At 68.2% G+C, this 26,933-nt stretch carries 27 protein-coding genes; 15 read left to right on the forward strand and 12 right to left on the reverse strand.

The annotated features are described in order from the left end of the window. Positions 1 to 114: 114 nt before the first annotated feature. The 3 genes from SAOR_RS13235 to SAOR_RS13245 all read left to right on the forward strand — a co-directional run bounded on the left by SAOR_RS13235 (position 115) and on the right by SAOR_RS13245 (position 2,114). Entirely contained in the window at positions 115 to 501 is a 387-nt protein-coding gene (locus SAOR_RS13235) for a DUF3015 family protein (protein WP_123631851.1), read from the forward strand. A 201-nt stretch (positions 502 to 702) separates the two neighbouring features. Beyond that, the gene (locus tag SAOR_RS13240; protein ID WP_123631852.1) at positions 703 to 1,632 is read left to right on the forward strand and encodes a histone deacetylase family protein; all 930 of its coding nucleotides are present in this window, start codon (positions 703 to 705) and stop codon (positions 1,630 to 1,632) included. 62 nt (positions 1,633 to 1,694) lie between these two features. Continuing rightward, on the forward strand, positions 1,695 to 2,114 hold the full coding sequence (locus tag SAOR_RS13245; protein WP_123631853.1) for a hypothetical protein: 420 nt from the start codon (positions 1,695 to 1,697) through the stop codon (positions 2,112 to 2,114). A 12-nt stretch (positions 2,115 to 2,126) separates the two neighbouring features. Here the strand turns inward: SAOR_RS13245 and SAOR_RS13250 are convergent, their stop codons facing one another. Further along, positions 2,127 to 4,121: a TRAP transporter permease gene (locus SAOR_RS13250; protein ID WP_123631854.1), complete on the reverse strand. Its 1,995-nt coding sequence runs from the start codon at positions 4,119 to 4,121 to the stop codon at positions 2,127 to 2,129. Between the two features lie 103 nt (positions 4,122 to 4,224). Beyond that, positions 4,225 to 5,382, reverse strand: coding sequence for a TAXI family TRAP transporter solute-binding subunit (locus tag SAOR_RS13255; RefSeq protein ID WP_123631855.1), 1,158 nt, complete (start codon positions 5,380 to 5,382; stop codon positions 4,225 to 4,227). Between the two features lie 443 nt (positions 5,383 to 5,825). Between SAOR_RS13255 and SAOR_RS13260 the strand changes: the two genes are divergently transcribed. Next, positions 5,826 to 6,107, forward strand: a complete 282-nt coding sequence (locus tag SAOR_RS13260; protein WP_123631856.1) for a ComEA family DNA-binding protein — start codon at positions 5,826 to 5,828, stop codon at positions 6,105 to 6,107. Between the two features lie 57 nt (positions 6,108 to 6,164). On the opposite strand, the gene SAOR_RS13265 is transcribed toward SAOR_RS13260, so the two are convergent. Together SAOR_RS13265 and SAOR_RS13270 are read right to left on the reverse strand one after the other, a co-directional pair. Continuing rightward, complete coding sequence (locus SAOR_RS13265) at positions 6,165 to 6,830, reverse strand: glutathione S-transferase (protein WP_123631857.1); 666 nt, start codon at positions 6,828 to 6,830, stop codon at positions 6,165 to 6,167. Positions 6,831 to 6,901: 71 nt separating this feature from the next. Then, entirely contained in the window at positions 6,902 to 7,222 is a 321-nt protein-coding gene (locus SAOR_RS13270; protein ID WP_185015687.1) for a DUF3634 family protein, read from the reverse strand. Here SAOR_RS13270 and SAOR_RS13275 point away from each other — a divergent pair. After that, on the forward strand, positions 7,221 to 7,634 hold the full coding sequence (locus tag SAOR_RS13275; protein WP_123631859.1) for an RNA-binding S4 domain-containing protein: 414 nt from the start codon (positions 7,221 to 7,223) through the stop codon (positions 7,632 to 7,634). The genes SAOR_RS13270 and SAOR_RS13275 overlap by 2 nt on opposite strands. A 6-nt stretch (positions 7,635 to 7,640) precedes the next feature. Here SAOR_RS13275 and SAOR_RS17225 read toward each other — a convergent pair whose 3' ends face one another. Beyond that, entirely contained in the window at positions 7,641 to 8,162 is a 522-nt protein-coding gene (locus tag SAOR_RS17225; protein ID WP_123631860.1) for a pilin, read from the reverse strand. A 167-nt stretch (positions 8,163 to 8,329) separates the two neighbouring features. Between SAOR_RS17225 and SAOR_RS16845 the strand changes: the two genes are divergently transcribed. Beyond that, complete coding sequence (locus SAOR_RS16845) at positions 8,330 to 8,809, forward strand: hypothetical protein (RefSeq protein ID WP_185015688.1); 480 nt, start codon at positions 8,330 to 8,332, stop codon at positions 8,807 to 8,809. Positions 8,810 to 8,819: 10 nt separating this feature from the next. Here the strand turns inward: SAOR_RS16845 and SAOR_RS13290 are convergent, their stop codons facing one another. After that, complete coding sequence (locus SAOR_RS13290) at positions 8,820 to 10,109, reverse strand: MgtC/SapB family protein (RefSeq protein ID WP_185015689.1); 1,290 nt, start codon at positions 10,107 to 10,109, stop codon at positions 8,820 to 8,822. A gap of 112 nt (positions 10,110 to 10,221) precedes the next feature. On the opposite strand from SAOR_RS13290, the gene SAOR_RS13295 reads away from it, so the two are divergent. Next, on the forward strand, positions 10,222 to 11,031 hold the full coding sequence (locus SAOR_RS13295) for a crotonase/enoyl-CoA hydratase family protein (RefSeq protein ID WP_123631862.1): 810 nt from the start codon (positions 10,222 to 10,224) through the stop codon (positions 11,029 to 11,031). A 28-nt stretch (positions 11,032 to 11,059) separates the two neighbouring features. After that, entirely contained in the window at positions 11,060 to 12,091 is a 1,032-nt protein-coding gene (locus SAOR_RS13300; protein ID WP_245965478.1) for a sodium:calcium antiporter, read from the forward strand. Positions 12,092 to 12,094: 3 nt separating this feature from the next. On the opposite strand, the gene SAOR_RS13305 is transcribed toward SAOR_RS13300, so the two are convergent. Further along, positions 12,095 to 12,655, reverse strand: a complete 561-nt coding sequence (locus tag SAOR_RS13305) for a phosphoribosyltransferase family protein (RefSeq protein WP_123631864.1) — start codon at positions 12,653 to 12,655, stop codon at positions 12,095 to 12,097. Between the two features lie 149 nt (positions 12,656 to 12,804). On the opposite strand from SAOR_RS13305, the gene SAOR_RS13310 reads away from it, so the two are divergent. From SAOR_RS13310 to SAOR_RS13320, 3 genes are all read left to right on the forward strand, one after another. After that, complete coding sequence (locus tag SAOR_RS13310) at positions 12,805 to 13,929, forward strand: zinc-dependent alcohol dehydrogenase family protein (RefSeq protein ID WP_123589530.1); 1,125 nt, start codon at positions 12,805 to 12,807, stop codon at positions 13,927 to 13,929. Positions 13,930 to 14,099: 170 nt separating this feature from the next. Continuing rightward, positions 14,100 to 14,552, forward strand: coding sequence for a plastocyanin/azurin family copper-binding protein (locus SAOR_RS13315; RefSeq protein WP_185015690.1), 453 nt, complete (start codon positions 14,100 to 14,102; stop codon positions 14,550 to 14,552). Between the two features lie 156 nt (positions 14,553 to 14,708). Beyond that, on the forward strand, positions 14,709 to 15,824 hold the full coding sequence (locus tag SAOR_RS13320; RefSeq protein ID WP_123631866.1) for an alkene reductase: 1,116 nt from the start codon (positions 14,709 to 14,711) through the stop codon (positions 15,822 to 15,824). A gap of 730 nt (positions 15,825 to 16,554) precedes the next feature. On the opposite strand, the gene SAOR_RS13325 is transcribed toward SAOR_RS13320, so the two are convergent. Continuing rightward, on the reverse strand, positions 16,555 to 17,427 hold the full coding sequence (locus tag SAOR_RS13325) for an AEC family transporter (RefSeq protein WP_123631867.1): 873 nt from the start codon (positions 17,425 to 17,427) through the stop codon (positions 16,555 to 16,557). Between the two features lie 133 nt (positions 17,428 to 17,560). Here SAOR_RS13325 and hmuQ point away from each other — a divergent pair, with 133 nt between their 5' ends. Next, the gene (gene hmuQ / locus SAOR_RS13330) at positions 17,561 to 17,863 is read left to right on the forward strand and encodes a heme-degrading protein HmuQ (RefSeq protein ID WP_123589525.1); all 303 of its coding nucleotides are present in this window, start codon (positions 17,561 to 17,563) and stop codon (positions 17,861 to 17,863) included. 386 nt (positions 17,864 to 18,249) lie between these two features. Here the strand turns inward: hmuQ and SAOR_RS13335 are convergent, their stop codons facing one another. Beyond that, on the reverse strand, positions 18,250 to 19,038 hold the full coding sequence (locus SAOR_RS13335) for a DeoR/GlpR family DNA-binding transcription regulator (protein WP_123631868.1): 789 nt from the start codon (positions 19,036 to 19,038) through the stop codon (positions 18,250 to 18,252). Between the two features lie 235 nt (positions 19,039 to 19,273). Here SAOR_RS13335 and SAOR_RS13340 point away from each other — a divergent pair, with 235 nt between their 5' ends. Genes SAOR_RS13340 through fabG form a run of 3 tightly spaced genes read left to right on the forward strand, consistent with a single transcriptional unit; the run spans position 19,274 to position 22,417 of the window. Continuing rightward, positions 19,274 to 20,338: a phosphotransferase enzyme family protein gene (locus SAOR_RS13340; protein WP_123631869.1), complete on the forward strand. Its 1,065-nt coding sequence runs from the start codon at positions 19,274 to 19,276 to the stop codon at positions 20,336 to 20,338. 25 nt (positions 20,339 to 20,363) lie between these two features. Continuing rightward, positions 20,364 to 21,617 carry a class-III pyridoxal-phosphate-dependent aminotransferase gene (locus SAOR_RS13345; protein ID WP_123631870.1) on the forward strand — a complete coding sequence of 418 codons (1,254 nt, stop codon included), beginning with the start codon at positions 20,364 to 20,366 and terminating at the stop codon, positions 21,615 to 21,617. A gap of 26 nt (positions 21,618 to 21,643) precedes the next feature. Continuing rightward, a complete protein-coding gene (gene fabG / locus SAOR_RS13350) occupies positions 21,644 to 22,417 on the forward strand; it encodes a 3-oxoacyl-ACP reductase FabG (protein ID WP_123631871.1) in 774 nt (257 codons plus the stop codon). A 280-nt stretch (positions 22,418 to 22,697) separates the two neighbouring features. Here fabG and SAOR_RS13355 read toward each other — a convergent pair whose 3' ends face one another. From SAOR_RS13355 to SAOR_RS13365, 3 genes are all read right to left on the reverse strand, one after another. Continuing rightward, entirely contained in the window at positions 22,698 to 23,618 is a 921-nt protein-coding gene (locus SAOR_RS13355; RefSeq protein WP_123631872.1) for a DNA ligase, read from the reverse strand. An 843-nt stretch (positions 23,619 to 24,461) separates the two neighbouring features. Then, positions 24,462 to 25,499 carry a proline racemase family protein gene (locus SAOR_RS13360; RefSeq protein ID WP_123631873.1) on the reverse strand — a complete coding sequence of 346 codons (1,038 nt, stop codon included), beginning with the start codon at positions 25,497 to 25,499 and terminating at the stop codon, positions 24,462 to 24,464. Between the two features lie 177 nt (positions 25,500 to 25,676). After that, positions 25,677 to 26,834: an alcohol dehydrogenase catalytic domain-containing protein gene (locus SAOR_RS13365; RefSeq protein ID WP_123631874.1), complete on the reverse strand. Its 1,158-nt coding sequence runs from the start codon at positions 26,832 to 26,834 to the stop codon at positions 25,677 to 25,679. Positions 26,835 to 26,933: the final 99 nt, after the last annotated feature.

Consider the following 26,933-nt stretch of genomic DNA (forward strand, 5'->3'; position numbering starts at 1 on the left):
GCCCGGCCGATGATTCAGCATCGATTCATCCGCGTGGGCGACACTTGAATCTCGTGCATCGCGCCCGAGTCGACCTTCGCGGGCGCGTCAAGCCAACGTACAAGGACCAACCCGATGACATATCCCATGATTCGCCAGACCCGCCGCGTCACGATCGCTGGTGCCGCCCTGGTCGGCCTCTGCCTCTCGAGCGGGGCGTTCGCCGATAACGATGATCTCATCACCACGGCCAGCACGGCCGGCACCACCGCCTACATCGTGGGCAAGAACGTGGACGACGACGACTTCGCCCAGGCCCACGATTTCGCCGACACCCAGGCGGTGGCGCTCAAGCGCGAAGCCGCCACCGGTGGCGGCGAGAACATCGATTCGCTCGCGGCCCTGCTCGGCGAGGACGATGCGAGCGATCTGGGCGCCTGGATGCAGGCCAATTACGCGGAACTCTATGGCCGCGATGCCGGTGAGCAGAATCCGGTCGATCGGATCGTGGCGGCGCGTTGATCGCTGGCGTGCGCTAGTGCGCAAGGGCGTCGCCTCGTTCCGGGGCGGCGCTTTTTTTTTTGTCGATGACCGGGAAAGCGGCGTTGTCGGGCTCGACACGGGCCGAGTGTTGCAATCCCGCAGGCCGTAGTGTTCGATGCAACGAATGTTATCCGCGAGGTCGGCGCCCGTCGCCGGCCTCGCCCCATCGGACTCTGCTGCATGACCACCGCGTATTTCAGTCACGAGGACTGCGCCCGCCACGACATGGGCGGCGGGCATCCGGAATCGCCCGGCCGGCTCGAGGCCGTCGAGAAGGGTCTCGGTGTCGTCGGCGTCGATCAACGGGTGCAGCGGCGCGTGCCCGAACCGGCGCCGTTCGAGGCCATCCGCCGCGTTCATACGGACGCTTACGTGGACGGTATCGTCGCGGCTGCTCCGGACAGTGGTATGCGTCGACTCGACGGCGATACCGCCATGAACGCCTACAGCCTGTCGGCGGCCCGGCACGCGGCCGGTGCGGTGATCGATGCCGCCGACGCCGTCATGGCGGGCGAGGTCGCCAATGCCTTCTGTGCGGTTCGCCCGCCCGGCCACCACGCCGAGCGCGACCGGGCGATGGGCTTCTGCCTGTTCGACAGCATTGCGGTGGGCGCGGCCCATGCGCTGGCGGTGCACGGTCTGTCGCGCGTGGCGATTCTGGATTTCGATGTCCACCACGGCAACGGCACCGAAGACGTGTTCACCGACGAGCCGCGGGTGCTGTTCTGCTCGAGCTACCAGAATCCGCTGTTTCCGTTCACCTCGGACACCTCGATTCCCGGGCGCCTCATCAAGACGCCGCTGCGCCCCGGGACCGGCGGTCAGGTGTTCCGGCGGGCGATCGAGCGCGACTGGCTGCCGGCGCTGGATGCCTTCCGCCCCGAGATGATCTTCGTGTCGGCGGGTTTCGATGCCCACCGCTCGGACCCGCTGGCCGACCTGCAGCTCGAGGCCGAGGATTTCGCCTGGGTGACCGAACGCATCTGTGAAGCGGCCGATCGCCACTGCGACGGACGCGTGGTGAGCACACTGGAGGGCGGTTACGCCCTGGATGCACTCGCCGCGAGCGCGGCCGTGCACGTGGAGGGTCTATGCGATGCAGGCGAGTGACGGGCCGCCCGGCGATGGCCGGGCGCCTGGACGGCGGTAGGCGCGTCGTTCGCGGCTGTCTCTTGGGTACTCTGGCCCTCGCCATCGCGGGCGCGGCGCCGATCGTGAGTGGCGCGGAAGCGACCGCGGATTCGAAGACCGGCAGCCAGGTGGGCGGCGGGGAGAACGCCGAGGGGCCCGAGGCCTCCGGCCGCCGCGAGTCCGGCGGCGACGCGGCGCGCGACCATCTCGAATTCAGCAATCAGTTCGCCAGCGAGTGCATGTATCACCGCGCCGAGCTTCGGCGCATCGCGAACACGCATCCGCAGCGCGTCATCCGCGTCACCCTGGTCAGCTATCTGGGCCAGACCCGCAGCCAGGGCGAGAGCGTCAAGCGGCTGGCCCCCGGCGCCGATCCGGCGCCGCTGGGCTGCGACGCCAGCAGCGGTCTGGAACGACGCTGGGAGATCGTCGACGCGGAATACGTCGACGACGCCGACTGAGGTGGCTCCCGCCTAGGCGGCCGCGCCGGCACGACGGCCGCGGTTGGACCAGACCACGAACGCCAGCGCCGGCAGACCGAGCACGGCTGCGATGCTCCAGAGCTGGGTCTGGGCCAGCGGCACCGGGCCGCCGCCGGGGATCGCCAGCGCGAGTCCGGCCACGATCAGGCCCAGCCGGATCGGCCACTCCAGCACGCGGTTGAGACAGAGGTTGCCGATCCCCGGCAGATAGCCCTGCATGGAACCCGCGATGAGCAGCACGCCGATCATGGCCTCGGTGAAGATGATCGCGATCTCGACCGGGCTGCCCTGGAGGATCAGCGCCGGGTTGAGCACGAACAGGAAGGGGATGAAGTAGATCACGCTGCCCAGGCGCATGGCCTGAAAGCCGGTGGCCATGGGCCGTGCGCCGGCCACGGTGGCCGCTGCGAAGGCGCCGAGGGCGACCGGCGGCGTGATGTAGCTGAGCATGCCCCAGTAGAGGATGAACAGATGCACCGAGAGCGCGTTCAGGCCGCCGCCGTTGATCAGCGCCGGTGCCAGCGCCACGGCGAGGAAGATGTAGGCAGCGGTCACCGTCATGCCGATGCCGAGCACGAAGCTCGTGGCTGCACCCATCAGGAGGAGCACCAGCGTACTGCCGCCGGCCAGATAGATCAGATCGTTGGCGATTGTGCCGGACAGGCCGGTCACCGACAGGGCACCGATCAGCAGGCCCACGCCGCAGAGTATGGAGATCAGCTCCGAGAACAGCTTGGCGGAGGCGAAGAAGAAATCCTTGACCTCGGCCCAGCCCCAGCGCTGATACGGCAGCACCTGGTTGATGATCAGCAGCAGGGCGATCGCGTAGAACGGGGCGATCGCCTCCCGGCGCAGCACGAACAGCATCCAGATCAGCAGGACGAACACGAAGATGAAGTACCAGCCTTCCTTGAGCGTCTGCTTGAGGGATGGCAGATCCTCCTGAGGCAGCCCGCGCAGGTCGTGACGCGCGGCATAGGCGTCGATCTGGATGAACAGGCCGGCGAAATACAGCACCGACGGCACCACGGCCGCGAGCGCGATCTCGCTGTAGGGGATGTTGAGAAAGCTGGCCATGATGAAGGCCGTCGCGCCCATCACCGGCGGCATGAGCACGCCGCCGGTCGACGCACAGGCCTCGACGCCGGCGGCATAGGACTTGCCGATGCCGACACGCCGCATCGCCGGGATGGAGAGCACGCCGGTGGTGAGCACGTTGGTGATCACGCTGCCGCTCATCGAGCCCATCAGGCCGCTGGAGAAGATCGATACCTTGGCCGGCCCGCCGCGAACGTGGCCGAGCAGGGCGAAGGCCAGGTTGATGAAGAACTTGCCGCCGCCGGTCTTCTGCAGCGCCACGCCGAACAGCAGAAAGCCGATCACCAGGTTGGCGAACGCCTGTAGCGGGATGCCCATGATGCTCTCGCGGCTCATGGCGTGGTAGATGGCGGTCTGGCTCCAGCTCGACGGGAAGCCCTGGATCGGCCCGGGCATCATGTCGGCGAAGATCGGATAGATGCTGGCCAGGCCGACGATGATCGCGATCGGCAGACCGCCGGCGCGCCGGGTGGCCTCGAGCACCACCGCCCAGAACACGAAGCTCATGACGGTGGCATAGCCGGGGGCGGCATATTCCCAGCCGTAGTCCACGATCGCGGTCGCGTGGTAGACGAAGAAGCCGCAGGTACCCACCGCCACGAGAAACAGAATCACGTCGTACCACGGCGGGCTCGTGCGCTCGGTGGCCCCCCATGCGGGCCAGAGCACATAGGCCAGCGGCAGCATGAGGGCGACCACCGTATAGAAGAACTGGCTCTCCACGGAGGTGATCACCGACAGGAAGCCGAGGTTCAGCAGATAGTCGAGCGTGATCAAGGTGAGCGCCAGGGCGGCCAGCCGCGGCAGCCAGGCCCAGGCACCGGCCAGCGGTCGTATGCCGGATACCTCGGCCTTGTCGCGTTCCTCAACGGGCGCATTCGTAGTCATGGACAACCTGTCAGGGGTGGGGCGGCCCGCGGGCCGCGGTCAGAAACGAAACGCGCACGGCGCGCGTAACGCGCCGTGCGCTCTGGACCGCCGGTGGTGATGGCTATTCGAAGACCACGTCCATGTCCTCGGCCTTCAGGGCCTCGGCGCGTGCTTCCATCCAGCCTTGCTTGAACGCCTCGTCGTCGCTCGGCGTGTCGCCGGCCTTGTATTCCTTCCAGGCGTCCATCAGCACGTTCTGGCGCTTGACCAGCATGTCCTGGTGCTGCTGCATCTCGTCGGTCCAGTGGCCGATCTCCTTGTAGTACTCGACCACCGCATCGTGGAAGGGGATCACCCATTCCATGTTCTGGTTGTCCAGCGCATAGCCGGCGTTGCCCGGTGCGGCGTCCTTGTACTTGTCGAAGTCCTCGATCAGCACCTTGATCAGGCTGCGCGCGGTTTCATCGTCGAGCCGATCGTTGCCGATCAGGATCGGATAGGGGTAGCTGGCGCCAACCCAGGGGTTGTCCTTGCCGTAGTCGCCGGCGGCGGCCGTGGCTTCGTGGGGCTGGAAATAGGGCGCGACGGCCTTGAGCCGCTTCCAGCCTTCCTCGTTCTCGGGGTCCAGTCGCGGCCAGACGATCCCGCGCGGGCTGGCAGCCAGCTGCTGGGCGGGCGGCGCTACGCTCATGGTGAACGAGGCGTCGGCCTGATTGGCGATGATGCCGTCGAACGAGCGACCGTAGCCGGGATAGTTGACGCGCTCGACGTCGTCCCAGGTCAGGCCGCCGAAGGCGAGAAAGGCTTCCGTGCCCTTGTTGAGCGCGTCGTCGCCGCGGATGTAGGCCACGCGCTTGCCTTCCAGGTCGGCGGGCGTCTCCACATCGACGTCGCCGGCGACCGCCACACCGAGCCCGAAGCTGGCGGTGGACGTCGCGATCACGCGGATCGGCTGCGGACCCCAGTCGCGGCCGGCGAACATCATCACGCCTTCGAATCCGTAGTAGCTCGCGATGCCGCAGGCGCACAGCGGGACGCGGCCCACGCGCAGCGGCGTCATGCGTGAGACATCGTTCTCGCCGGGCAGAATGCGGACCGAGGTGCCATACTCGTTCTGCAGGAGGTTGCCGATGGATACCATCTGCGTGTACCCGGCCGAGCCGGTGCCGTAGGCGGTCATCGCGAGAGTGTCGGGTAGCGTCACGTCTTCGGCGGCGTGAGCGTTGGTGGCGCCCACCGCGAGTGCGGAGCACGCGAGCAGGGCAGTAAGAATGCGCATCGCAATCTCCTCAGCGGGTGTTTGTATTTTGCATAGCAAAATGAAATTTTATTTTGCTTCGACGAAGTTATCGACCCCGTCGCATACTGTCAACGAAATTCACTCTAAGACTTTTGTCTTAGTGTCGGGCGTTTTTGGGCCCGGGGCAGCGGCGTACCGAATCTCGGTATTGTATTCAGCAACATAGAGTTGCTCGCCCGTGGTCGGGTTGCCTGGGTCTGCCCTGATTGGGGCTATTCCGCCGACCGTGCGGCGATGCGCGCGTTCGCCAAGCGGAAACGTAATTTTACGATGCAATATGCAGTTTTAATAATTAAGGCTATTTTGTGATTTTTAAGTAAAATTATCGTCTCGGCCTAAAGAAATTATTGGTCCCGCCGGTCTTGTACGGTCTTAACCGGCTCCCTAATCTTTCATCTCCTGCAATAAAAGGGAGACGAAAAATGAAGGCACTGATCACTGCGCTGGCCCTGCTCGCCGGCATTTATGCCGGCGCCGCACTGGCCGAGGTGAACATCAACACGGCGGGGGCCGACAAGCTCACGGAACTCACGGGCATCGGGCCCAGCAAGGCCGATGCGATCATCCGGTATCGTGAAGAAAACGGCGATTTCGAATCGGTCGATGCGCTGGATGACGTCAACGGCATCGGGGACAAGACGATCGAGGGTCTGCGGGCCAATGCGACCGCCGGCGCTGCGGGCGCCGATGAAGAGTCCATGTAGCGCGTTCGACGACGATCGTCGATTCGAAAGGCCCGCCTCGGCGCGGGCCTTTCTATGTCAGGCGTAGGCGTAGGGGCCGCCGCGTTCGAGCGCGCGCTGGTAGGCGTCCCGGGCGTGGATCCGTTCCAGGAAGGTCGCAAGTCGCGGGCAGCGCTCGGCCAGGCCACGCCGGCTTGCCGCGGCTTCCAGCGGAAAGCTCATCATGATGTCGGCCGCGGTGAAGTCGTCGCCGACGAACCAGTCGTGCTGGCGTAGCTCGTTCTCCATGTAGTCCAGATGCAGATCCAGCTGCGGTCGGATGAACTGCTTCTTCACGTTGGCGGAGATGGCCCGCGCGATCGGTCTGATCACCAACGGCGCCTTGCGCTCGACGGTATCGAAGACCAGGTGCAGCAGTAACGGCGGCATCGCCGAGCCCTCGGCGTAATGCAGCCAGTAGTCGTAGGCCAGCCGCTCCGGCGTGCCGGGTTCGGGGGCGAGCCGACCGTTGCCATGGTGGGTCACGAGATAGTCGACGATGTGTCCGGTCTCCGCGACGGTGTGGCTGTCGTCGGTGATCACCGGCGACTTGCCCAGCGGATGCACCCGCCTCAGGCTGTCGGGCGCGAGCATCGTCTTCGGATCGCGCGCATAGCGCGTGATCTCGTAGTCGAGCCCGAGTTCTTCGAGCAGCCAGAGTACGCGCTGCGAGCGCGAGTCTTCGAGGTGGTGGACTGTGATCATCGTCGCCTCTCGGTCCGATCCCGTGAAGCGCTCAAGATACGCGCGTTGGCACCGCTTTTCAGACCGGCGTCTCAGCCGCTGGCGCGCCGGCCGCCGCCGGGGCCCGGCGCGGTCGGTGGCGACCACATGTTGCGGATCGCCTGCCGGCCGCGGGTCGGGAAACTGTCGGAAAAACGCAGCCGCATATGGCGGCCGCGCCCGCGGCAGGCGATCTCGCCCCGGTCGATGCCGTGCAGGCCGGCGATGTCGCGCACGGCCGCCAGAAACGAGGCCGGCGGCCGGCCGACGAGCACGTGCACGCCGTCGGCGTCGATGCGCAGTTTGTAGAGCACGCGAAAACGGCCGAGCACGGGGTCTCTTCTGAACAGGATTCCGTGGCACAGTCTCGCCATGAGCGAGACCGATCGCAAGCAGGATGAAGCGGCTGCGCCCGTGCGCGTGGATAAGTGGCTCTGGGCTGCGCGGTTTTTCAAGACCCGGTCCCTGGCCGCGAAGGCGGTCAAGGGCGGCAAGGTGCGCATCAACGAGCACCGGGCGAAGGCGAGCACGACCGTGCGCGCCGGTGATCGTGTCGATGTCACCAAGGGCGAGACGGCGTTCGAGGTGGAGGTGACCGGCCTGTCCGACCAGCGCGGACCGGCGTCGGTGGCCGAAACACTCTACGCCGAGAGCGAAGCCAGCCGGAAGCGGCGCGAAGCGCAGTCGGCCGAGCGCCGGGCGGCGCGGCTGTCGATGCCGCGACCGACGGCGCGTCCGGACAAGAAGCAGCGTCGACAGCTGCGCCGCTTCAAGCAGGGCGAGTAGCGACGGTCAGCGGCAGCTCGCCGGCAGATAGCGTTCGGGCACACCCTCGCTCGACGGCGCGCTGCAGGTCCAGCGGATGCCGCCGGCATTGAGGCGGGCCTCGAGAAACACCAGACGGTCGTCGATCGCGCCGCCGCGGTAGCGGATCTTGATCGCCGGGGCGTCCGCGTTGCTGTAGAACCAGATGCGCCGGGTGTACTCGCCCTCGGCCGCGCCGTACTGCGAGCTGGCATCGATGCCCAGCATGCCGAGCACGGTCAGCCAGTTGCTCGAATCCGGCAGGCGTCCGTGCGCGCTGTAGTATTCGGCCACGGCGTACTTGACCGGCTGGGCCAGTCCGAGCCCTTCGGAGATGCGGGCGCGGGTGACGTAGTTGCGATAGCCGGGGATCGCGAGTGCGGCCAGCATGCCCACGACCGCGAGCACGATCATCAGTTCGATCAGTGTGAAGCCGCGGCTGGGATGCGACCCGCAGCGCGCGGGAGCGACGGCGTCATGGGCGCGCCTTGATTGCACGGTTACAGTCATCCGTGTCGTTGTTTTTCTCTCTTTCTGCGGTGTATGGTCGCCGCTGTCAAGCGCGGCACGCGAGGTGCGGGGCACGGCTGTCGGGACCTCGGTTATGGTGTGCGCGATGCGAGCCCGGCCGGGGCCGAAGGCCGCCGCGGTGGCGCGCCACAACTGCAGGAGTGTTCATGACCGACCGCATCCGTCATCGGCTTCGTCTGGGTGTCGCCGCCGCGCTGGTGATCACCGTCATCGGCACCACGGCCTGCGGCACGGTGCTCTACCCCGAGCGTCGCGGCCAGGCCGCGGGCCGCATCGATCCGGCCGTTGCGGTCCTCGACGGTATCGGCCTGCTCTTCTTCGTCGTGCCGGGCGTGATCGCCTTCGCCGTCGACTTCGCCACCGGCACGATCTATCTGCCGGGTACGGCCTCCAACACCACGCTCGACATGGACGATGCCGACGTGGTCCGGCTCGATCCGGACACGGTCGATGTCAAAGCGATCGAACGGCGCCTGGCGCAGGCAACCGGTCGCGACATCGATCTCGCCGATCCGGCGCTGCAGGCCCGCCGGCCGGACGCCACCGAGTGGCGGCCGCTGGCTGCGCTCGTGAGTGCGCCCGAGTACGCGGCGCTGACCGGCCGGCGAATGCAGGCCGCGCGCTGAACGCGGGGTTTCAGCCGCTCGCGAGCGCGGGATAGGCGATCAATACATAGAGTGCGACGCCGCCGGCCACGGCCACGCAGGCCGCACTCGCGGCGACCAGCAGACCGAGCCGCCGGCCGCCGAGCGCGAAGGCGAGCAGACTCTTGAACAGCACGCTGCTGATCGCGGCGATCACCAGCGCCCGAACCGCGGTATCCAGCGGCAAGCCGCCCTGGCCGAGCTGTGCGACCGACAGTGTGACCGCGGTCAGGTCCCCCATCGCCGCGATCGTGGCGATGGCGTAGATTCCGGCGTCGCCGATCAGGCGGTGGCCGGCGGCGCTGGCCAGCGTGATCACGATCAGCAGCACCGCGAAACGTGCCGTATCTTTGAGCCGGAACGGCGTACCCAGCTTGCGCGGGGCGCGTAGCCGGGATGTGTCGAGCCGCAGGCGCAGCAGCAGCGCCGCGGTCAGCCCCACCGCCATCATCGCGACCAGCGGGCCGGCGGCATGACGCGCCAGCGCGGGACTGGCCACGGCCGCCACCGCGATCATGCGGGGCATGCCCATGGCCTGGGCGAGAATGATGCCCACCGCCAGCAGCGGGTCGAGGCCGCGCGTACGTCGCGACAGGCGCGCGAAATGCAGAGTCAGCGCGGTCGAGGAGGCGAGCCCGCCGAACACGCCGGTGGCCAGTATGCCCCGCGCCTGGCCCAGCAGCCGCACGGCAAAGTGCCCCGCGAAGGAAATGGCGGCGACGATCACCACCAGCTGCCAGATTCGAAGCGGATTGAGCGTGTCCCACGGCCCCATCCCGCGGTCGGGCAGCAGCGGCAGCACCAGTACCGACATCATCAACAGCTTGAGCGCGGCCAGCAATTCCTCGCGGTCGAGGCGCGCCAGCCAGCGATGCAGCTCCGGCTTGAGGCCGAGGAGGGTGGCCGTGACCACGGCGCCGGCCGCCGCGACGGCCGGGGCGCCGGATGTGGCCAGCGCGGCCAGACCGTAGGTCGTGAACGCGGCCATCTCGCTGGTGATTCCGTACTCGCCGCGATCCTGGGAGGACATCACGTGGGCGGCGATCAGCATCGCCGCGATCGCGATCAAGCCCAACCCCAGCACGAGCGGGCCCATGCGCTCGGCGAGCAGGCCGGTCACGCCGCCCGCCATGCCGATGATCGCGAACGTGCGCAGGCCGGCGACCCGCTGCCCGGCATCGGCCTCGCGCTGCTGCCAGCCGCGCTCGAGGCCCACCATCAGGCCGATCGCGAGCGCGACGCCCAGATTGCGAAAGATCAGCAGCGTGGTGTCGGCGTTCATGGTGTCCCCGTGGCGCGCCCCGTCGATCCATTGTATGACGCACGAGCGCGGCCGCTGGCGGGCGCGGGCGCGAACAGGCAAAGTGGCCGGCCGGACCGCCGTCGAGCCTGCCATGTCCTCATCCGAAACGGTGCGTGTGCGCGTCGAGGCTGGTCGTGCCGAGGTGCGGCTGAATCGCCCCGAAAAGCACAACGGCATGAACCTCGCGATGCTCGCGGCCGTGACCGACTGCGCCGCGCGTCTGCGCCGCGATCGCGGCCTGCGCTCGGTGGTCATCGCCGGCAACGGCCCGTCCTTCTGCGCCGGTCTGGACTTCGCTTCGGTCATGGCCCGGCCGCTGATCGCCGTGCCCGCGCTGGCCCGGCTGTGGCTGCCCCGGATCAATCGGCTCCAGCGCTGGAGCCTGGGCTGGCGCGACATCGGCGCGCCGGTGATCGCGGCCATTCGCGGCCACTGTCTCGGGGCCGGTCTTCAGCTCGCACTCGGCGCGGACGTGCGCGTGGCCCGAGCCGACGCGCGGCTGTCGATCATGGAGACGCGCTGGGGGCTGGTCCCCGACATGGGCGGCGCGGTGCTGCTGCGTGAATTGGTGGGAATCGACACCGCCAAGGAATTGACGCTGTCCGCCCGGATCGTCGACGGCCGCGAGGCGCAGCGGCTCGGTCTGGTCACGCATCTGGCCGACGAGCCGGAAGCCCGGGCTCATGAACTGGCCGAACGGATGAGCCGGCATTCGCCCGATGCCGTGGCGGCGGGCAAGTTCCTGCTCCAGGACGCCTGGCAGGCCGGCACGGCCCGCGCCGCGGCGGCCGAGCGGTGGTGGCAGCGGCGGCTGATCGGCCGCATCAACCAGCGCATCAGCATGCGTCGCAAGGATGCATCCGACGGATCGCCGTTCCGTAGAAGACGGATCCGGCGATGACCCACACCACTTCTGGAAAGCGACACACGTGATTGGAATCGAATCCCTGGGCCTGGCGGCCGTATCGGCGGCCTTCGTCGTCTGTGCCCTCGTCATCGCGGTCGTGGGCACACGGCTGACCAACGTGGCGGACGAGCTCGCCGACCGGACGGGGCTGGGCGAGGCCGTGACCGGTGCGGTGCTGCTAGGCGCGGCGACGTCGTTGTCGGGCATCGTGCTGTCGATCACCGCGGCCGCCGGCGACCAGCCCGAGCTGGCGATGAGCAACGCGCTCGGCGGCATCGCCGCGCAGACGGTGTTTCTGGCCATGGCCGATGTGGTCTACCGGCGGGCGAATCTCGAACACGCCGCCGCCTCGATCGCCAATCTGGCGCAGGCGGCACTCCTGCTCGGCCTGCTGTCGCTACTGCTGATCGGCGCCTACAGCCCGGATGTCCACTGGTTCGGCGTGCATCCGATCACGCCGATCCTGTTCGTGGCCTACGTCTTCGGGCTGCAGCTCGTACGCAACGCGGAGGCCGCGCCGATGTGGACGCCGCGGCGCACGCATGAAACGCGCACCGACAGCCCGGAGGAGAACAACAAGGCGATGTCGCTGGTGCGCCTGTGGGGCGGTTTCTTCGTGCTGGCGGCGATCCTGGGCTTGACCGGCTACGTGCTGGAAGGCGTGGCGTCGCGCCTGGGCAATGCGACAGGCATGAGCGATACCGCGGTCGGTGTGGTGCTCACGGCGATCTCGACTTCGCTGCCGGAGCTGGTCACCTCGATCGCGGCGGTTCGCCGCGGCGCGCTGCAGCTGGCCGTCGGCGGCATCATCGGCGGCAATGCCTTCGACTGTCTGTTCGCCGCCAGCTCCGACATCGCCTATCGCGACGGCTCGATCTACCACGCGGTCTCCGGCGACACCCTGCTGTGGGTGGCGTTGTCGGTGGCGATGACGGCGGTGCTGCTGCTGGGCCTCATTCGGCGCCAGAAGCAGGGTATCGGCAACATCGGCTTCGAGAGCGCCACGCTGTTCGGGCTCTACGGTGCGGGGATCCTCATGGTCATTCGCGGCTAGGCTTCAACCCGAGTCGGTGAACACCGGCAGATGACCGAGGGCGATCACGTCCTGCCAGTTGCCGCGCTCGCCCTCGGTCAGGATCGCCGCCTCGGCTGCGATCCGGGCGTCGGCGCGCTGCACGATCGCGCGCATGGCTTCGAGCGTGGAGCCGGAGCTGATGACGTCGTCCACCAGAACGACCCGCGCCCCGGTGACCCGCGCGCGATCCTTGCCGTCCAGAAACAGCGTCTGCGTCGTGCCTGTGGTGATCGACCGGGTCTCGGCCTGGAGCGCGTCGCCCATGTACGGCTTGTAGTTCTTGCGCAGCACCACGTAGGGCATGCCGGTCGCCACGGAGAGTGCATGGATCAGCGGGATCGACTTGGCCTCGGCGGTCACGAGCACGTCGTAGTCGATCGCCGCGAGCCGCTCGGACAGCGCATCGGCGGCGGCCGTGATCAGCGACGTATCGCCGAGGACGTTGAGCACCGCGATGCGGGTGCCGGGGGCGACCTCGAACAGCGGCAGGTCGCGGGTCAGGCCGGCGATGTCGATGCGATGGGCGTGCGGGGTGGGGCTCATGATGGCGTGGGATGGCGGGCGAGGCGCGTCATTGTGCATGAGCCCGCGGCGACCCGCGAAGGACGAACGCGGCGTATACGAATGATAGATTAACCGTGCGCCGGGTCGTGCCCGGCGCACCGTCGTTGTTCCGTCGTCCAGGAGATTGCATGCAGACTCGAGCCGCCGTACTGCGCGAAATGGCCCCGCCCCGTCCCTACGACCAGTCCCGGCCGTTGACCATCGAGACCTTCGAGCTCGGTGGGCCGCAGGCCGGCGAGGTGTTGCTCAAGGTGCACGCGGCGGGCTTGTGTCACTCTGATCTGTCGACCATCGACGGCAACCGCCCGCGCCCGGTGCCGATGGTCCTCGGCCACGAGGCCGCCGGGGAGATCGTCGAGGTGGGCCCGGGCGTGACCGACTTCGCGGTCGGCGATCACGTCGTGTGCTCGTTCGTGCCCAGCTGCGGTCACTGCGCGTACTGCGCCGACGGCCGGGCGGCGCTGTGCACCCCCGGGGCCGAGGCCAACAATGCCGGCACCCTGCTCTCCGGCAGCCGCCGGCTGAGCGAGGACGGCCGGGACGTGCATCATCATCTGGGCATCTCCGGCTTCGCCGAGTATGCGGTCGTCGCGCGCGAGTCGCTGGTCAAGGTGGACCCGACCCTCGACTACGACATCGCCGCGGTGTTCGGCTGCGCCGTGCTCACCGGTGTCGGGGCCCTCATCCACACCGCGGGCCTGCGGCTCGGCCAGACCGTGCTCGTCGTCGGGCTCGGCGGCGTCGGCCTGTCCGGCGTTCTGGGGGCGATCGCCGGCGGCGCGGCGCAGGTCATCGCCGCCGACATCGACGACGACAAGCTGGGCCAGGCCAGAGCGTTGGGTGCGACCGCGACCGTCAACACCAGGGACGACACCGCGCTCGAACAGATCCGGGACCTGACCGGCGGTGGCGTCGACATCGCCGCCGAATTCGCCGGCGCGCAGGCGGCACTGGAGTTCGCCTACGCCGCGACCGCCAAGGGCGGCACCACCGTCACCGCGGGGCTGCAGCACCCGGATGCCCGCATGCAGCTGCCCGCGCTCCAGCTGGTGGCGCAGGAGCGCACACTCATGGGCTCCTATCTTGGCGGTCATGTGCCCAGGCTCGACATCCCCGAATACATTGCTCTGTATCAGGCCGGCCGCCTGCCGGTGGATCGGCTGCTGACGCATCGGCTGTCGCTGGACGAAATCAACACCGGCTTCGAGCGGCTGGCCGCGGGCGAGGCCATCCGCCAGGTCGTGCAGCTCTGAGCACCGCCGGCGTCGTCAGGTTACGTTCAGCCGGCGACGGCGAGCATCGGAATGTGGGCCGAAGCCGTAATGGGTAGGCTCACAGGCCCGATGCGCCTCGCGATCAAACGGTGTTGCAAAACGTCCGTTTTCGCTGCATGGTGCAACGACAACGAAGCAAGGAGATCCGCATGTTGAAGAAGACCCTGGCGCTCGTGATGTTCGCCGTACTGTCCGTCTCGGCGTTCGCCGCGCAGGCGAAGACGGTCGAGATCGAGGGCATGAACAGCCTGAAGTTCAGCAAGGAGAACATCACCGTCAAACCCGGCGAAGAGGTCACGATCAAGCTGACCAACACGACCGATCTGCCGGAATCGGCCATGGCCCATAACTGGATCCTGCTCGCAGCAGACGCCGATGCGCAGGCGGTTGATGAAGCCGCGGCCCAGGCCAAGGACAACGACTATGTCCCCAAGGACATGAGCGACCAGATTCTGGCGCATACCGGCCTCGTGGCGGGCGGCGAGACCGACGAGGTGACCTTCACCGCGCCGGAAGAGCCGGGCGACTATGAATACATCTGCACCTTCCCCGGCCACCTCGCGGCCGGCATGAAGGGCACGCTCACGGTCAAGGAGGGCTGATACGCCCTCGCGGCGGCCCACGCCGGCCGCCGACGCGTGACCGCGGCCCCGTCGAGCGTTCGGCGGGGCTTTCTCGTGTCCGGCATCGACGACTTGATTTTGCACAATCAAACGCCATCTCCCGGCCATCAGACGACCACGGCTTCAGGAGACCTCATGGCTTTCGATCGACTGCTTTCCCCGCTGCGCTTCGGCGCGCTCGAGTTGCCCAACCGCGTGCTCATGGCCCCGCTCACGCGGGCCCGCTGTCGGGATCAGATCCCCGGCGCGATGCAGCGCGAATACTATGCCCAGCGTGCCGGCGCCGGCATGATCATCTCGGAGGCGACCAACATCTCCGAATCCGCGCGCGGCTATGTCTTCACGCCGAGCATGTTCACCGACGAACAGGAAGCCGGCTGGAAGGGCGTGGTCGACGCCGTGCACGACGCCGGCGGCCGCATGGCGCTGCAGCTCTGGCACGTCGGCCGCGTGGGCCACGAAATGGTGCACCCGGACGGGCGCAAGCCGGTCGCGCCCAGCGCGATCCGCGGCGAAGGCGCCCAGTCCTATGTTCAGTTCGAGGACGGCAGCGAAGGCCTGCAGGACTCGGCCACGCCGCGTGCGCTCGAGACCAAGGAGATTCCCGAGGTCATCGAGGAATACCGCCAGGCTGCGCAGCGCGCCAAGCGCGCCGGCTTCGACATGGTGGAAGTGCACGCGGCCAACGCCTATCTGCTGCAGCAGTTCATGGCCACGGGTTCCAACAAGCGCACCGACGCCTACGGTGGCTCGATCGAGAACCGCGCCCGCCTGCCGCTGGAAGTCGTCGATGCCGTGGTCGAGGTCATGGGCGCCGATCGTGTCGGCATCCGCATGTCGCCGTTCATCGAGATCTTCGGCCTGACCGACGACGAGCCCAAGGCGATGGCCTTCTACATGGCCGAGCAGCTCGATAAACGCGGCCTGGCCTATCTGCATATCAACGAGCCCGACTGGGCCGGCGGCGATATCAAGCTCACCGACGAGTTCCGCCAGGCCACGCGCGAACGTTTCGCCAGCGGCGCGCTGGTCTTCTGTGGCCACTACACCGCAGAGCGCACCGAAGCGCTGATCGAGAAGGGCCTCGGCGACGGCGCGGCCTTCGGCCGGCCGTATATCGCCAACCCGGATTTGGTCGAGCGTTTTCGTGTCGGCGCCGAGCTCAACGAGCCGGATGCGGCCACCTACTACGGCGGCGACGAGAAAGGCTATACCGACTATCCAACCCTGAGCGAGCAGGCCAGCGCCTGATTCGACGCACGCGTTAGGTCTATGGCGCGCCGGCGGGTTGTAGCCCGTCGGCGCTTTTTCATGGCCGGCGATTGATCAAGGAGCGATGAGGCGACTCCAGCCGTCGTCGAACGCTCGTCGATATTCCGGTTCTCAGTGATCGTGATCATCACGTTCGCCGGGTCGATGCCGGGGTGGGCCTGCGCGATGCCCGGTATACCTCGCGTGCAATGCCTGCGTCTGGGTATCGGTCCTGCCGCCGCGCATGATCAGCGACATCATCACCCGGCCGTCTTAGCACGTCTGCAATACCAAAGCGTGCAGCGGCGATCACCGAACCAGCAGATAGCGATCGTCGGCCGGGTCATCCGGTCTCGACGACTGCGGTGCTCATGCCGTCGGTCACGGCCTTTGGCAGGCGCGCGGCTCTTGCCGCCATGCTCGCGATATCGGCGAACGGCATGGCGTTTCCTGCGTTGCTGGGTCGAGGCGAGGCGGCTCTGTTAACACGCCATGTGAACGCCGCGTGGAGACCGCACATCGTGTATGGCAAGGCACGAGTCGTCGATCGTGGCGCGCCATGATCCATACTTACAACGCCGCAGCGCGGGCTGTGCGGCCCAACCCTTCAGGCCAAGCGCTGTGGCGCGGTAATTCAGTGTGGTCGCGCAGCTGGTCCAGGATGACTGCGCGGCGCGCACGACGCGCACCACAGAGCGTGGTTCGGCCTCGCCTGAAGTGCTGATAGACCCTAGAGCACCCAGTACAGCGCCAGCGGTATAACCGCCAGCGCGACCACGTGGCCGACCGCCACGATCGCCGCGACCTGCTGCGGGGCGATCTCGAACTGCTCGGCGAGCATGTAGTTGAGCACCGCCGGCGGCAGCGCGCCGAACACGATCAGCAGGGCCGCCAGCGGCGGCTCTGGCTGGGTGATCCACACCCACGGCACGGCCACGAGCAGACCGGTCACCGGGCAGGCCAGGCCGCCCCAGAGGCCGGCCGTCCACTGGCCCGGTGCGCCGTCGGCCAGACGCACCCCGAGGGCGACCAGCATCAGCGGAATCGAGATCTCGCCGAGCATGCGAATACCCGGCTCGATCATCGCCGGCGCATGCCAGTCCATGACCATGAAAAGTACCCCCGCGAAGGTGGCGACCAGCATCGGATTGGTGAGCAGGCGTCGCAAGCGGATGGCATCGCCCAGCAGCCACAGCCCGAGGGTGAACTGCAGCAGGTTCTCGGTGACCAGCAGAACCACCGCCAGCGGCAGAGCGTCCTCGCCGAAGGCGAGAATCGCCAGCGGCAGGCCCAGATTGCCGCAGTTGTTGAACATCGCGGGGCCGATATAGATCGCCGGGTCGCGCCCGGTCGCGCGGACCCAGATCCAGGCGAGCAGTCCGGAGCCGAGCACGATCACCGCCGCGCCGACCGCCGCGATCACGAAATCGTCGCCGCCGGCCGAGCGTTCGGTGAGCGCGTGGAAGATCAGCGCCGGCGTGAAGATGATGATGTTCAGGCGATTGGCGTCGCGCAGATCGGTCGGGCGCTTGCGCCCGTAGGCGTAGGCCAGGGCGATGATGCCGAACACCGGCACCGTGATCTCCAGAATCCGAATCAGCACGTCAGCTCCCGGCGGGCCGTGGGCGGGCGATACAAGGCGGCATAGTCTAGCTGTATTGCGCAGCCAATGCCCGCCATCGACCGGCGGGCGCATGCGTATACTCGGGCGCCGTATTTCGCCACGAGAGAACGCCATGTTCATCGCCATGAACCGTTTCCGGATCAAGCCCGGCTGCGAGGAGGAATTTCTCGCCATCTGGCGCGAGCGCGACACCCATCTGCAGGACGTGCCCGGCTTTCGGCAGTTCAACCTGCTCCAGGGGGCGACCACCGACGAGCACACGCTGTTCGCCTCGCATTCCGAATGGGAATCGCGCGCGGCCTTCGAGGCCTGGACGCAGTCCGAGGCGTTTCGCAAGGCGCACGCCAACGCCGGCGCGCGCAAGGACATCTACCTCGGCCCGCCGCAGTTCGAGGGTTTCGACGTCAAGATCTAGCAGGAGGAGACGCCGCCGCGGGCCGTTCAAGCGCCCGTCGGCCGGATAACGATCGTCGCCGATGTCGAGCCGGGTGGTCGGCGGGCGCCGGACGCCTCGTACCGGCAATCATCGAGACGGGAATCAATCGCCCGATGCGATCCAGCCCGGCTGGCGCGCCGCTGGGCGCCCCCGCTTATCGTTGCGCGCCCGGCGAAGTGCGTCTCGGGAAAGGACGTTCGCCCCTGCGCCGATGCGGCGCCTCGGTGCCTCGGTGCCTCGGGCCTTTGGCCGAGCCGAGCGCAGCGGGACGCCGCTCGGCCGGGACCATGCCGTCGCTAAACGCGTTCGGGCGCCGCTGCCCGGCGCCGCGCCGAGGCATGATGGACGCCTCGGATCGACGGCCACTAGTCTGCGATATGCAGCGCCACGCCCGCGCCGTGCAACGCCTCGGCGAGCGATGCCGGTGGGGCTTGATCGCAGATCACCGTGTCGATCGCGGTCAGCGCGCATACGCATTCGAGCTTGTCGGGGCCGAACTTGGCCTGATCGACGAGCAGGGTGGTGCGCTGGGCGCGTTCGATCATCATCCGTTTTACCGCCGCGAGATCGCTGCCGACCTCGGTCGGCCCGTCCGCGGTCAGCGCGCCGCAGCTCGAAAAGCAGTGGTCGGCGTTGAATCGGGCCACGAATGCGGTGCAGAGCGCGCCGTAGCCGGCGTTTTCACGCGCATCGAAACGTCCGGGTGCGAGCAGGATCTCGAAACCCGGGTTCGCGGCCAGCGACTGGGCCATGGTGGCGCTGTTGGTGATGATCGTCAGCCGGCGGCGTTCCACCACCAGCCGGTGCGCCAGATGCAGACAGGTCGCGCTCGCATCCATCATCAGCACCTCGCCGTCGTGGACGCGGGCCGCCGCCCGGGCGGCCATGCGTCGGCGTGCGTCCCCGTTGAGCTCGCTGCGCTGGCCCAGGCTCGGCTCCCGCGCGGTATGCAGGGCGGCGGCGCCGCCGTAGGTGCGCGCGAGCAGGCCCTCGGCGGCCATGGCGTCGATATCGCGGCGAATGGTTTCGGCGGACACGTGAAAGCGCGCGGCCAGGGCGCCGATTCGTACCATCGGCTGCGAAGCCAGCAGCGCCCGGATATCCGCCCGGCGCCGGGCTCGGGGCGTGCGTTCGCGTGATTCGGTCGTGCTCATGCGCAGGGCCCGGGGCTAACGACTGTGGTTCTTGCCACATAATAGACCGAATCGCGCACTCTAATGTGGTGTGAGTCACACGAGAGTGCAAAGACGGCGCCCGTCGCCGGCGCCCTGATTATCGATAAAACATGGGGATATGGCATGACGATGCTCTGGCATGTCGATTGCTTGGTAATTTTAAAGGCCCATGAATGTGGCGATCGCCATGTCGATCTGCTATCAAGGACGTGTCATGAAGCAGCCGAGCAACGTCACCCGATCCCGAGGCGATCTTCCGGCGCCGGCGGCCGATCGCGCCTTCGATCAGTTGGACGCGGCGGCGCAACGCGCCCATCTCGATGATGTGGCACGGCGCGCGCTGGCCCGCTGGAATCTGCCGGCCGACAGCGCGCTTCGGCTACTCAGCCTGTCGGAGAACGCCACCTATCGTGTGGATGCGCCCACGCTGGAGGCTCCGGCCGCGCTGCGGGTGCACCGCACCGGCTATCACTCGCGTGCCGGCATCGAGACCGAACTGGCCTGGATGGCGGCACTGCGCGCGGAGGCCGGCATCGACACGCCGCAGGCGATCGCCGGTGCCGACGGTGGCTTCGTGCAGTGCGTGGACACGCCGGCACTGGCCGAGTCGCGTTTCGTCGATCTGTTTCATTTCATTCCCGGCGCCGAGCCCGACGAGAGCGCGCTGGCCGGCCCGTTCGAGCAGCTCGGGCGCCTGACCGCGCGGCTGCACGCGCATGCGGCGCACTGGCAGCGGCCGGACTTCTTCGAGCGTCTGGTCTGGGATTTCGACGGCTGTCTGGGCACGCGCTCGCATCTCGGCCACTGGCAGCAGGCGCCCGGGCTCGACGCGGCGGATCGCGCCGTGCTGGAGGCCACCGCCGCCTGCATCCGCGAACGGCTGGCCGGCTACGGCACCGCGCCGCAGCGCTTCGGCCTGATCCACGCCGATCTGCGCCTTGCCAATCTGCTCGTCGACGGCGACACCACCCATATCATCGATTTCGACGACTGCGGTCTGGGCTGGCATCTCTACGATCTGGCCACCGCGCTGAGCTTCATCGAGACCCGCGACGACATCGACGCGCTCGTCGCTGCCTGGCTGCGCGGCTATCGCGAGATCGGCACGCTCGACGCCACCGACGAAGCCGAGATCCCCACCTTCATCATGATGCGCCGGATGACCCTGCTCGGCTGGGTCGCCACCCATCCGAGCGCGGACATGGCCATCGAACAGGGCGAGTCGTTCGCGCGCGATACGGTGATGCTGGCCGAGCGCTACCGTGCCCGCCTCGCCTGACCGGCGCCCGCCCGAGGAGTACTGCATGACATCGGATACCAAACGCGCCTTTCTCGAACGCAGCAAACGCGTGTGGAACCCGCACAAGACCCAGGAATGGCAGAACCGCGGTGTGGATATCGTGCTCGACACGCGCGAGGGCTACTGCTTCGACGATCTCGACGGCGCGCGCCTGATCAACATGCATCTCAACGGCGGGGTCTACAACCTCGGCCACCGCAATCCGGAAGTCATCGCCGCGGTGACCGAGGCCATGCAGCATTTCGATATCGGCAATCATCACTTTCCCTCGCTGATGCGCACCGAGCTCGCCGAAGCGCTGGTCGCCACCGCGCCGCATATGGACTACGCGATCTTCGCCAGCGGCGGCGGCGAGGCGATCGATATTGCGCTGAAGACCGCGCGTCACGCCACCAGGCGTCGGCGCATCGTATCGCTGGAGAACTGCTACCACGGCCATACCGGGCTGGCGGTTCAGGCGGGCGCCCCGCGCTTTGCCGATATCTTTCTGTGCGAGCCGTCGCCGGACGAATTCACCCAGGTGCCGTTCAACGATCTGGCGGCCATGGAGGCCGCGCTCGCGGGCGGCGACGCGGCCTGCGTGATCATGGAGACGATTCCGGCCACCTACGGTTTCCCCATGCCCGAGCCCGGCTATCTCGCGGCGGTGAAGGCGCTGTGCGAGCGCTACGGCGCGCTCTATATCGCCGACGAGGTCCAGACCGGGCTCATGCGTACCGGGTCGATGTGGGCGATCACCGGCTACGGCGTCGAACCGGATCTGCTGGTGACCGGCAAGGGGCTGTCGGGCGGCATCTATCCGATCGCGGCGGTGCTCGCCCGCGCCGAGGCCGCGCCCTGGCTCAACGAGGACGGCTGGGCGCATATGTCGACCTTCGGCGGCGCGGAGATCGGCTGCGCGGCCGCGCTCAAGGTGCTCGAGATCAGCCAGCGTCCCGAGACCCGCGCCAACGTGGCGGCCCTGTCCGACTATTTCGAGCGCGCGCTCTCCGAGCTGCAGCAAAAGCACGCGGGATTCTTCACCGGCGTGCGCCGGAACGGGCTGATCATGGGCCTGGAATTCGATCACCCGCGCGGCGCCGAGCCGGTCACCCGCGCGCTCTACGAACACGGCGTCTGGGCGATCTTCTCGGCGCTCAACCCCGCGGTGCTGCAGTTCAAGGCCGGCCTGTTGATGGACGAGGCGCTCGCCGCGGACGTCATCGCCCGGCTGGATGTCGCCATCGAGGCCGCCCGCGCCGAGCTGGCCGCCGCCTGACCGATTCGTTTCAACCGGAGTCCGCCATGATTTCCTCCATCAAAGGCCGTTCGGTGCTGGTCACCGGCGCCAGTCGCGGTATCGGCAAGGGCATCGCGCAGGGGTTCGCCGCCGCCGGCGCCCGCGTGCTGATCGCCGCGCGCTCGCAGGAGGGCGCCCAGGCCGCGGTCGACGCCATCCAGGCCGAGGGCGGCATCGCCGCCGCCACGGTGGCCGACGTGACCGACCGCGACCAGCTTGTCGCCGCGGTCGATCGCGCGGTCGAACTGTACGGCGAGCTGGACGTGCTCTGTGCCAATGCCGGCATCTTTCCGGATACGAGTCTGGAGCAGATGACCGAAGCGCAGTGGGACGAGGTCGTCGATACCAACCTCAAGGGCTGCTTTCTGAGCGTGCAGGCCGCGATTCCGGCGCTCAAGAAGAGCGAGGCCGGGCGCGTGGTCGTCACCTCGTCGATCACCGGGCCGATCACCGGTTTCCCCGGCTGGACCCATTACGGTGCGAGCAAGGCCGGTCAGCTCGGCTTCATCCGCACCGCGGCGATCGAGCTCGCGAAGTACGGCATCACCGTCAACGCGGTCATGCCCGGCAACATCGTCACCGAAGGCCTCGAGGCGATGGGCGAGGACTATCTGCGCCAGATGGCCGCGGCGATCCCGCTCAAGCGCCTGGGCGGGGTGGCGGACATCGCCAACGCCGCGCTCTATTTCGCCTCGCGTGAGGCGGGCTATGTCACCGGCCAGACGCTCGTGATCGACGGCGGCCAGATCCTGCCGGAATCGTTCGAGGCGGTCGGTTAGCCAAGGCCTGTCAACGCGACATGCGAGCGCCGCCGCGTTTGAGCCGCACATCGTGTGCGGCCAGGCGCGAGTGGCCGGTCGTGGCGCCACGACGAAGACGTGTAACGCCGCGGCGCATTTAGGGGTGTTTCCTGAGCGGCCCAACCCGAAGGGCCAGGCGCTTTGGTGCGGCAATCCAGCGTCGTCGCACGCTGGCGCTGAATGCCTGCGCGGCGCGCACGACGCCCATAGTCACTTTTCAGGAAGCGCCCGGCGCGGGCTCGTGAAGCGTTAACAGGTCCTAATCGTCGGGTGCGCCGCGGGTGTCCGCTTCGGCGGCGATCTCCGGGGGCGGCCCGCCGGGCCGGCGGCGCAGAAAGCGCGCGAAGCGGGGCAGACCGTTGGCAGTCTCGCCGTTGTGGCGATAGGTGATCCAGGAACCGATCGGCGGCGGGTCGGCGCGCTGCTCGTCGGTGAAGCCGCTGCCGATGGCAAACTCGCGCCCGTCCGGCGTGACCACGTCCAGTGACCCCATCAGGCCGTCGAGCCGGCCCGCGCCGGGATTGATGCCGACGACCTTCGCCTCGGCGTCGGCGTAGGGCTTGAGTTTGAGCAGATCGTCGCTGCGACCGGCGTGATAGCGCGCGCCGCCGCGATGCAGCATCAGGCCCTCGCCGCCCCGTGCAAGTACGGCATCGAGTGCCGCGTCCAGCGCGCGACCGTCCGCGACCCTGAACTGATCGATCGCCACGACCCAGGGTTGATCGATGCGTGCGATCACCGCGCGGATCGCTGGCACGCGCGCGTCGAACGGGCCAGGATGATCCGGCAGGTCGAACACGCGATAGCTCACGTCGCGCCAGGCGGCATCGCCGGCCTCGTGGGCACGCACGATGCCGGAGACACGCGCGAAGTCGCCGCGCGCGGTCCACAGTTCGCCGTCCAGCGCGGTGTCGGGCCATCCGGCCGTGAACCAGTCGGGCGGATCGACGCGCACGCCGCCGCGGGTCAGCAGATGCTCGCCGTCCCAGTAGCCGCGCACGCCGTCGTATTTCTCGCTCACCCAGTACTCGGTCAGGTCGACGTCGCCGTCATAGGTCTCGGCGAGCGTGACGCGGGGCGGTTCGTCGGCGGCGGCCGCGCCGGCCGCCAGCAGCCCGGTGACGGCGGCCAGCAGGACGAGCGTGGCTAGCGGACGGTTCTGTATGCGACTCGACGTCATGGTCTCTGTCCCTGGGCCGTGTGGCCCGCGCGGCTGTTTTCACGGCGGCCGCTGTCGGGTGGCCGGCATGCGCTCTCTCCTGTCCTATCGGCGCGAGCGTCCGATCACTTGATGGCGGGCGCGATCTTTTCGTCCGGCACCGCGCTGGGTGGGGCGCTGGCCTGCGCACGCGGTCTCATGGACGGGATCGGGCTGCCGGCCACGGTCGACGGCCCCGCGGCGTGCGCTCGCTCCCCGCTGTGCCGGCGAGGCCGCGCCGGTCGAGCCGCGCTCGCCGGCCGGCGATGCGGGCCGGGTGACGAGACGGATGATGCATCGGCCGTGCCTGACGGACTCGCCACGCAAGACCGCGATGGGCGCGCTGTCGAACGCTCGCGTGTCATCGACGCGGCGTGCAGGTGTTCATGTCGGCGGCTTGATCCTGTGCCCGGTTCAGCTGGCCCTGATTGACGGGTAGCGCCGCCTGGTCGCGGGTACGCGTTAGCTCGCGACTTGACGCGCACGATGGGCCTTAGCATGCCGCGTGGCGGTCGCCAGCTGCGTACCGCCTATGATCAGGCGCCGGCTTGATCACGCCCCGGGGCGGTGCCGCGAGCCCGCGGCCCGGGATGGATCGGCCTCGCGGGCCGGGCTGGCGGAGCGAGATCGGTGGGGCGCCGGGCCATGGGGGGTCGGCTGATCCCGTGCCGGGCGCGCCTATCGAAGGCTCGTGCGAGCGCCGGCTGTCCGGCTGTAGCCGTACCGCGCACGGATCGGCTTCTGGAAAATCGACGGCGACAGGCGCGATCGGGAGATTGCACCGGTAGCCGAAGCGATGCGCACCGCGCCGCCGCCGATACCGCGTCAGTTTCCGGGACTCAGCACATGCCCCAGGCCGTCGAAATGCACCAGGGGATCGGCTGCGTTGGCCACGATCTCGGAGCGGGCGAGCACGAAGCTGCGGCCGGTGATGGTGTTGTTGACCACGTCCCGCGAGCCGCCCTGGCTGACGTGCGTGAATTCGCCGATGAAGCGGGTGTCGCGCAGGGACACGGTCTCCAGCCGGTCGCCGGGCTGGAGGTCGCCCTCGTGGTGCATGAGCGCGAGCCGGGCGGAGGTGCCGGTGCCGGTGGTGCTGCGGCAGATCACGCCGGGGTGGACGTAGGTCGCCGAACGCGAGCGGTAATGGCCGCCGGTGACGGTCTCCACCGGGCCGAGGAAATGCAGGAACGGCAGCGGCCCGACGTCGCCGAGCTCGTAGTGGGAGAAGCCCTTCTCCTCACGGATCGCCTCGACGATGGCGTGGGCGCAGTGCGCCAGCCGATCCTCCTCGGCGAGCGTGAGCTCGAAGCCGAGTTCGGTGGCGTCGACCAGCGCGTAGAAGCCGCCGCTGTAGGCGATGCTGTAGGTCACATCGCCCAGCAGCGGAACGTGCACGCTCGCGCGGTAGGTATCGATATAGCTCGGCAGGCCCTGGCAGGTGATGGCCTCGACCGTGCCGCGGTTCACGCGCGCCTCGATCTGCACCAGGCCCGCCGGGGACTCGAGGGTGAACTGCTGGCGGCCCTCCTGCTTCTCCACGATGCCGGCCTCGAGCAGGGCGGTCGCCGTGCAGATGGTGTTGGAGCCGGAATAGATGGGATATCCCATCACCTCCATGATGATGTAGCCGGCCGCGGCGTCCGGGTGGCAGGCCGGTACGACCAGATCCACCGACATCTCCGGAATGCCGTAGGGCTCCTCCAGCAGCAGGCGGCGCAGCCCGTCGGCGTCGTCGCGCAGGTATTCCATCTGCTGGCGTACGGTATCGCCCGGCAGCGGGTTGACCCCGCCGGTGACGATGCGGCTGACATCGCCGCCGGCGTGGGTGTCCATCAACTGGAGGGTGAGCTGTTCGTTCATCGGCCGTGGTCCCGGCAGTGGTGGTCGTGTGTCCCGGCCGTGGCGGCCGGACGGCGGTCATGGCGGTGGTCGACGCCCCGGCGGCGCGCGTTGCGGATGCGCCGATCGCACAACCGTCTGGGAGCGACGTGTTCGTTTCGGTGGCCGCGGCCCTTGGCCGACGGCGTCACGGGCGCCTCAGCCCGGCAGCGCGTAGGGCGCGCCGTGCTCGGCCCACTGGGCGTCGGGCACGATCACGATCTTGCCCAGATAGCCGCTCGAGCGCTCGACGAAGTAGCGTTCGGCGGCGTGCAGCTCCGACAACGGGAAGGCGGCGTGCAGCACCGGTCGCAGTTCGCCCGAGCGGATCCAGGCGACCAGCTGTTCGGCCTCCTCGCGGGTGCCGTGGGACACGCCGAAGATCTGGACCTGATAGAGATAGATCACCGTCCAGAGGATCTCGCTGACGTTGCCGCCGCTGGCGCCGGCGATCGACAGCCGCGGGTAGGTCGAGCGCGCGTTCATGTCGAACGTCATGGCATCGATGAAGCGCAGCGTCATCTCGCCGCCGACCAGATCCATGACGGCATCCAGCGGCGCCCCGCCCGTGGTCTCGCGCACGCGCTCGACGAAGCCGTCCATGTCGGAACGATCCAGCACCGCTTCGGCGCCGAGCGCGGTCAGGGCGTCGGCCTTGTCCGGCGTGCTCAGCGCGTAGGGAATCGCGCCGACGATGCGGCAGAGCTGGATCAGCGCCGTGCCCACACCGCCGCTGGCGCCGGTCACCAGCACCCGCTCGCCCGGGCCGACGCCGGCGGAGGTCATCATGTGGTAAGCGGTCTGGTAGGAACACATGCCCATCGCCGCCAGCTCGGCGTCGGCGAGTTCCGGGTTGGCGACGGCGTGGAACTGGTCCGAGGGCACGGCGACGTACTCGGCGAAGCCGCCATCCGCGCCGTGGCCGTAGTAGTCCGGTGTGAGATTGATGTCCCGGCGCGGGCTGGCGTAGATATTGAAATCCAGCAGGCCGCGTTCGCCGATGCGGCCCGCGTCCACGCCGTCGCCGACGGCGGCCACCCGGCCCACGATGTCCGCGCCCTGGATGCGTGGAAAGGTCAGCGTCGGCGCGCCGCCGATGGCGAACGAGGTCACGTCGCCCTTGTCCCGCGTCGGATACAGCCCCTCGCGGGCCTTGCGGTCGGTGTTGTTCTTGGCGGTGGCGGTCACCCGGACCAGGACTTCGCCCGGCGCGGGTCGGGGCACGGGCACCTGCGCGTCGTGGACCAGCGCGTCGATGCCGCCGTGGCCTGTCAGCCGCATCGCGGCCATGGTGTCCGGTACGGAGTGTTGCGCCATGTTCGCGGTTCCTGTGACGGGATTCCAAAAAAATCTGTCGCGACGATATCAAACGCCGTCCGCGGGCTCGTACAGAGACGATCAGCCCGCGGTTCGGCG

The sequence above is a fragment of the Salinisphaera orenii subsp. orenii MK-B5 genome (genome assembly GCF_003788635.1).
Classification (GTDB): domain Bacteria; phylum Pseudomonadota; class Gammaproteobacteria; order Nevskiales; family Salinisphaeraceae; genus Salinisphaera; species Salinisphaera orenii.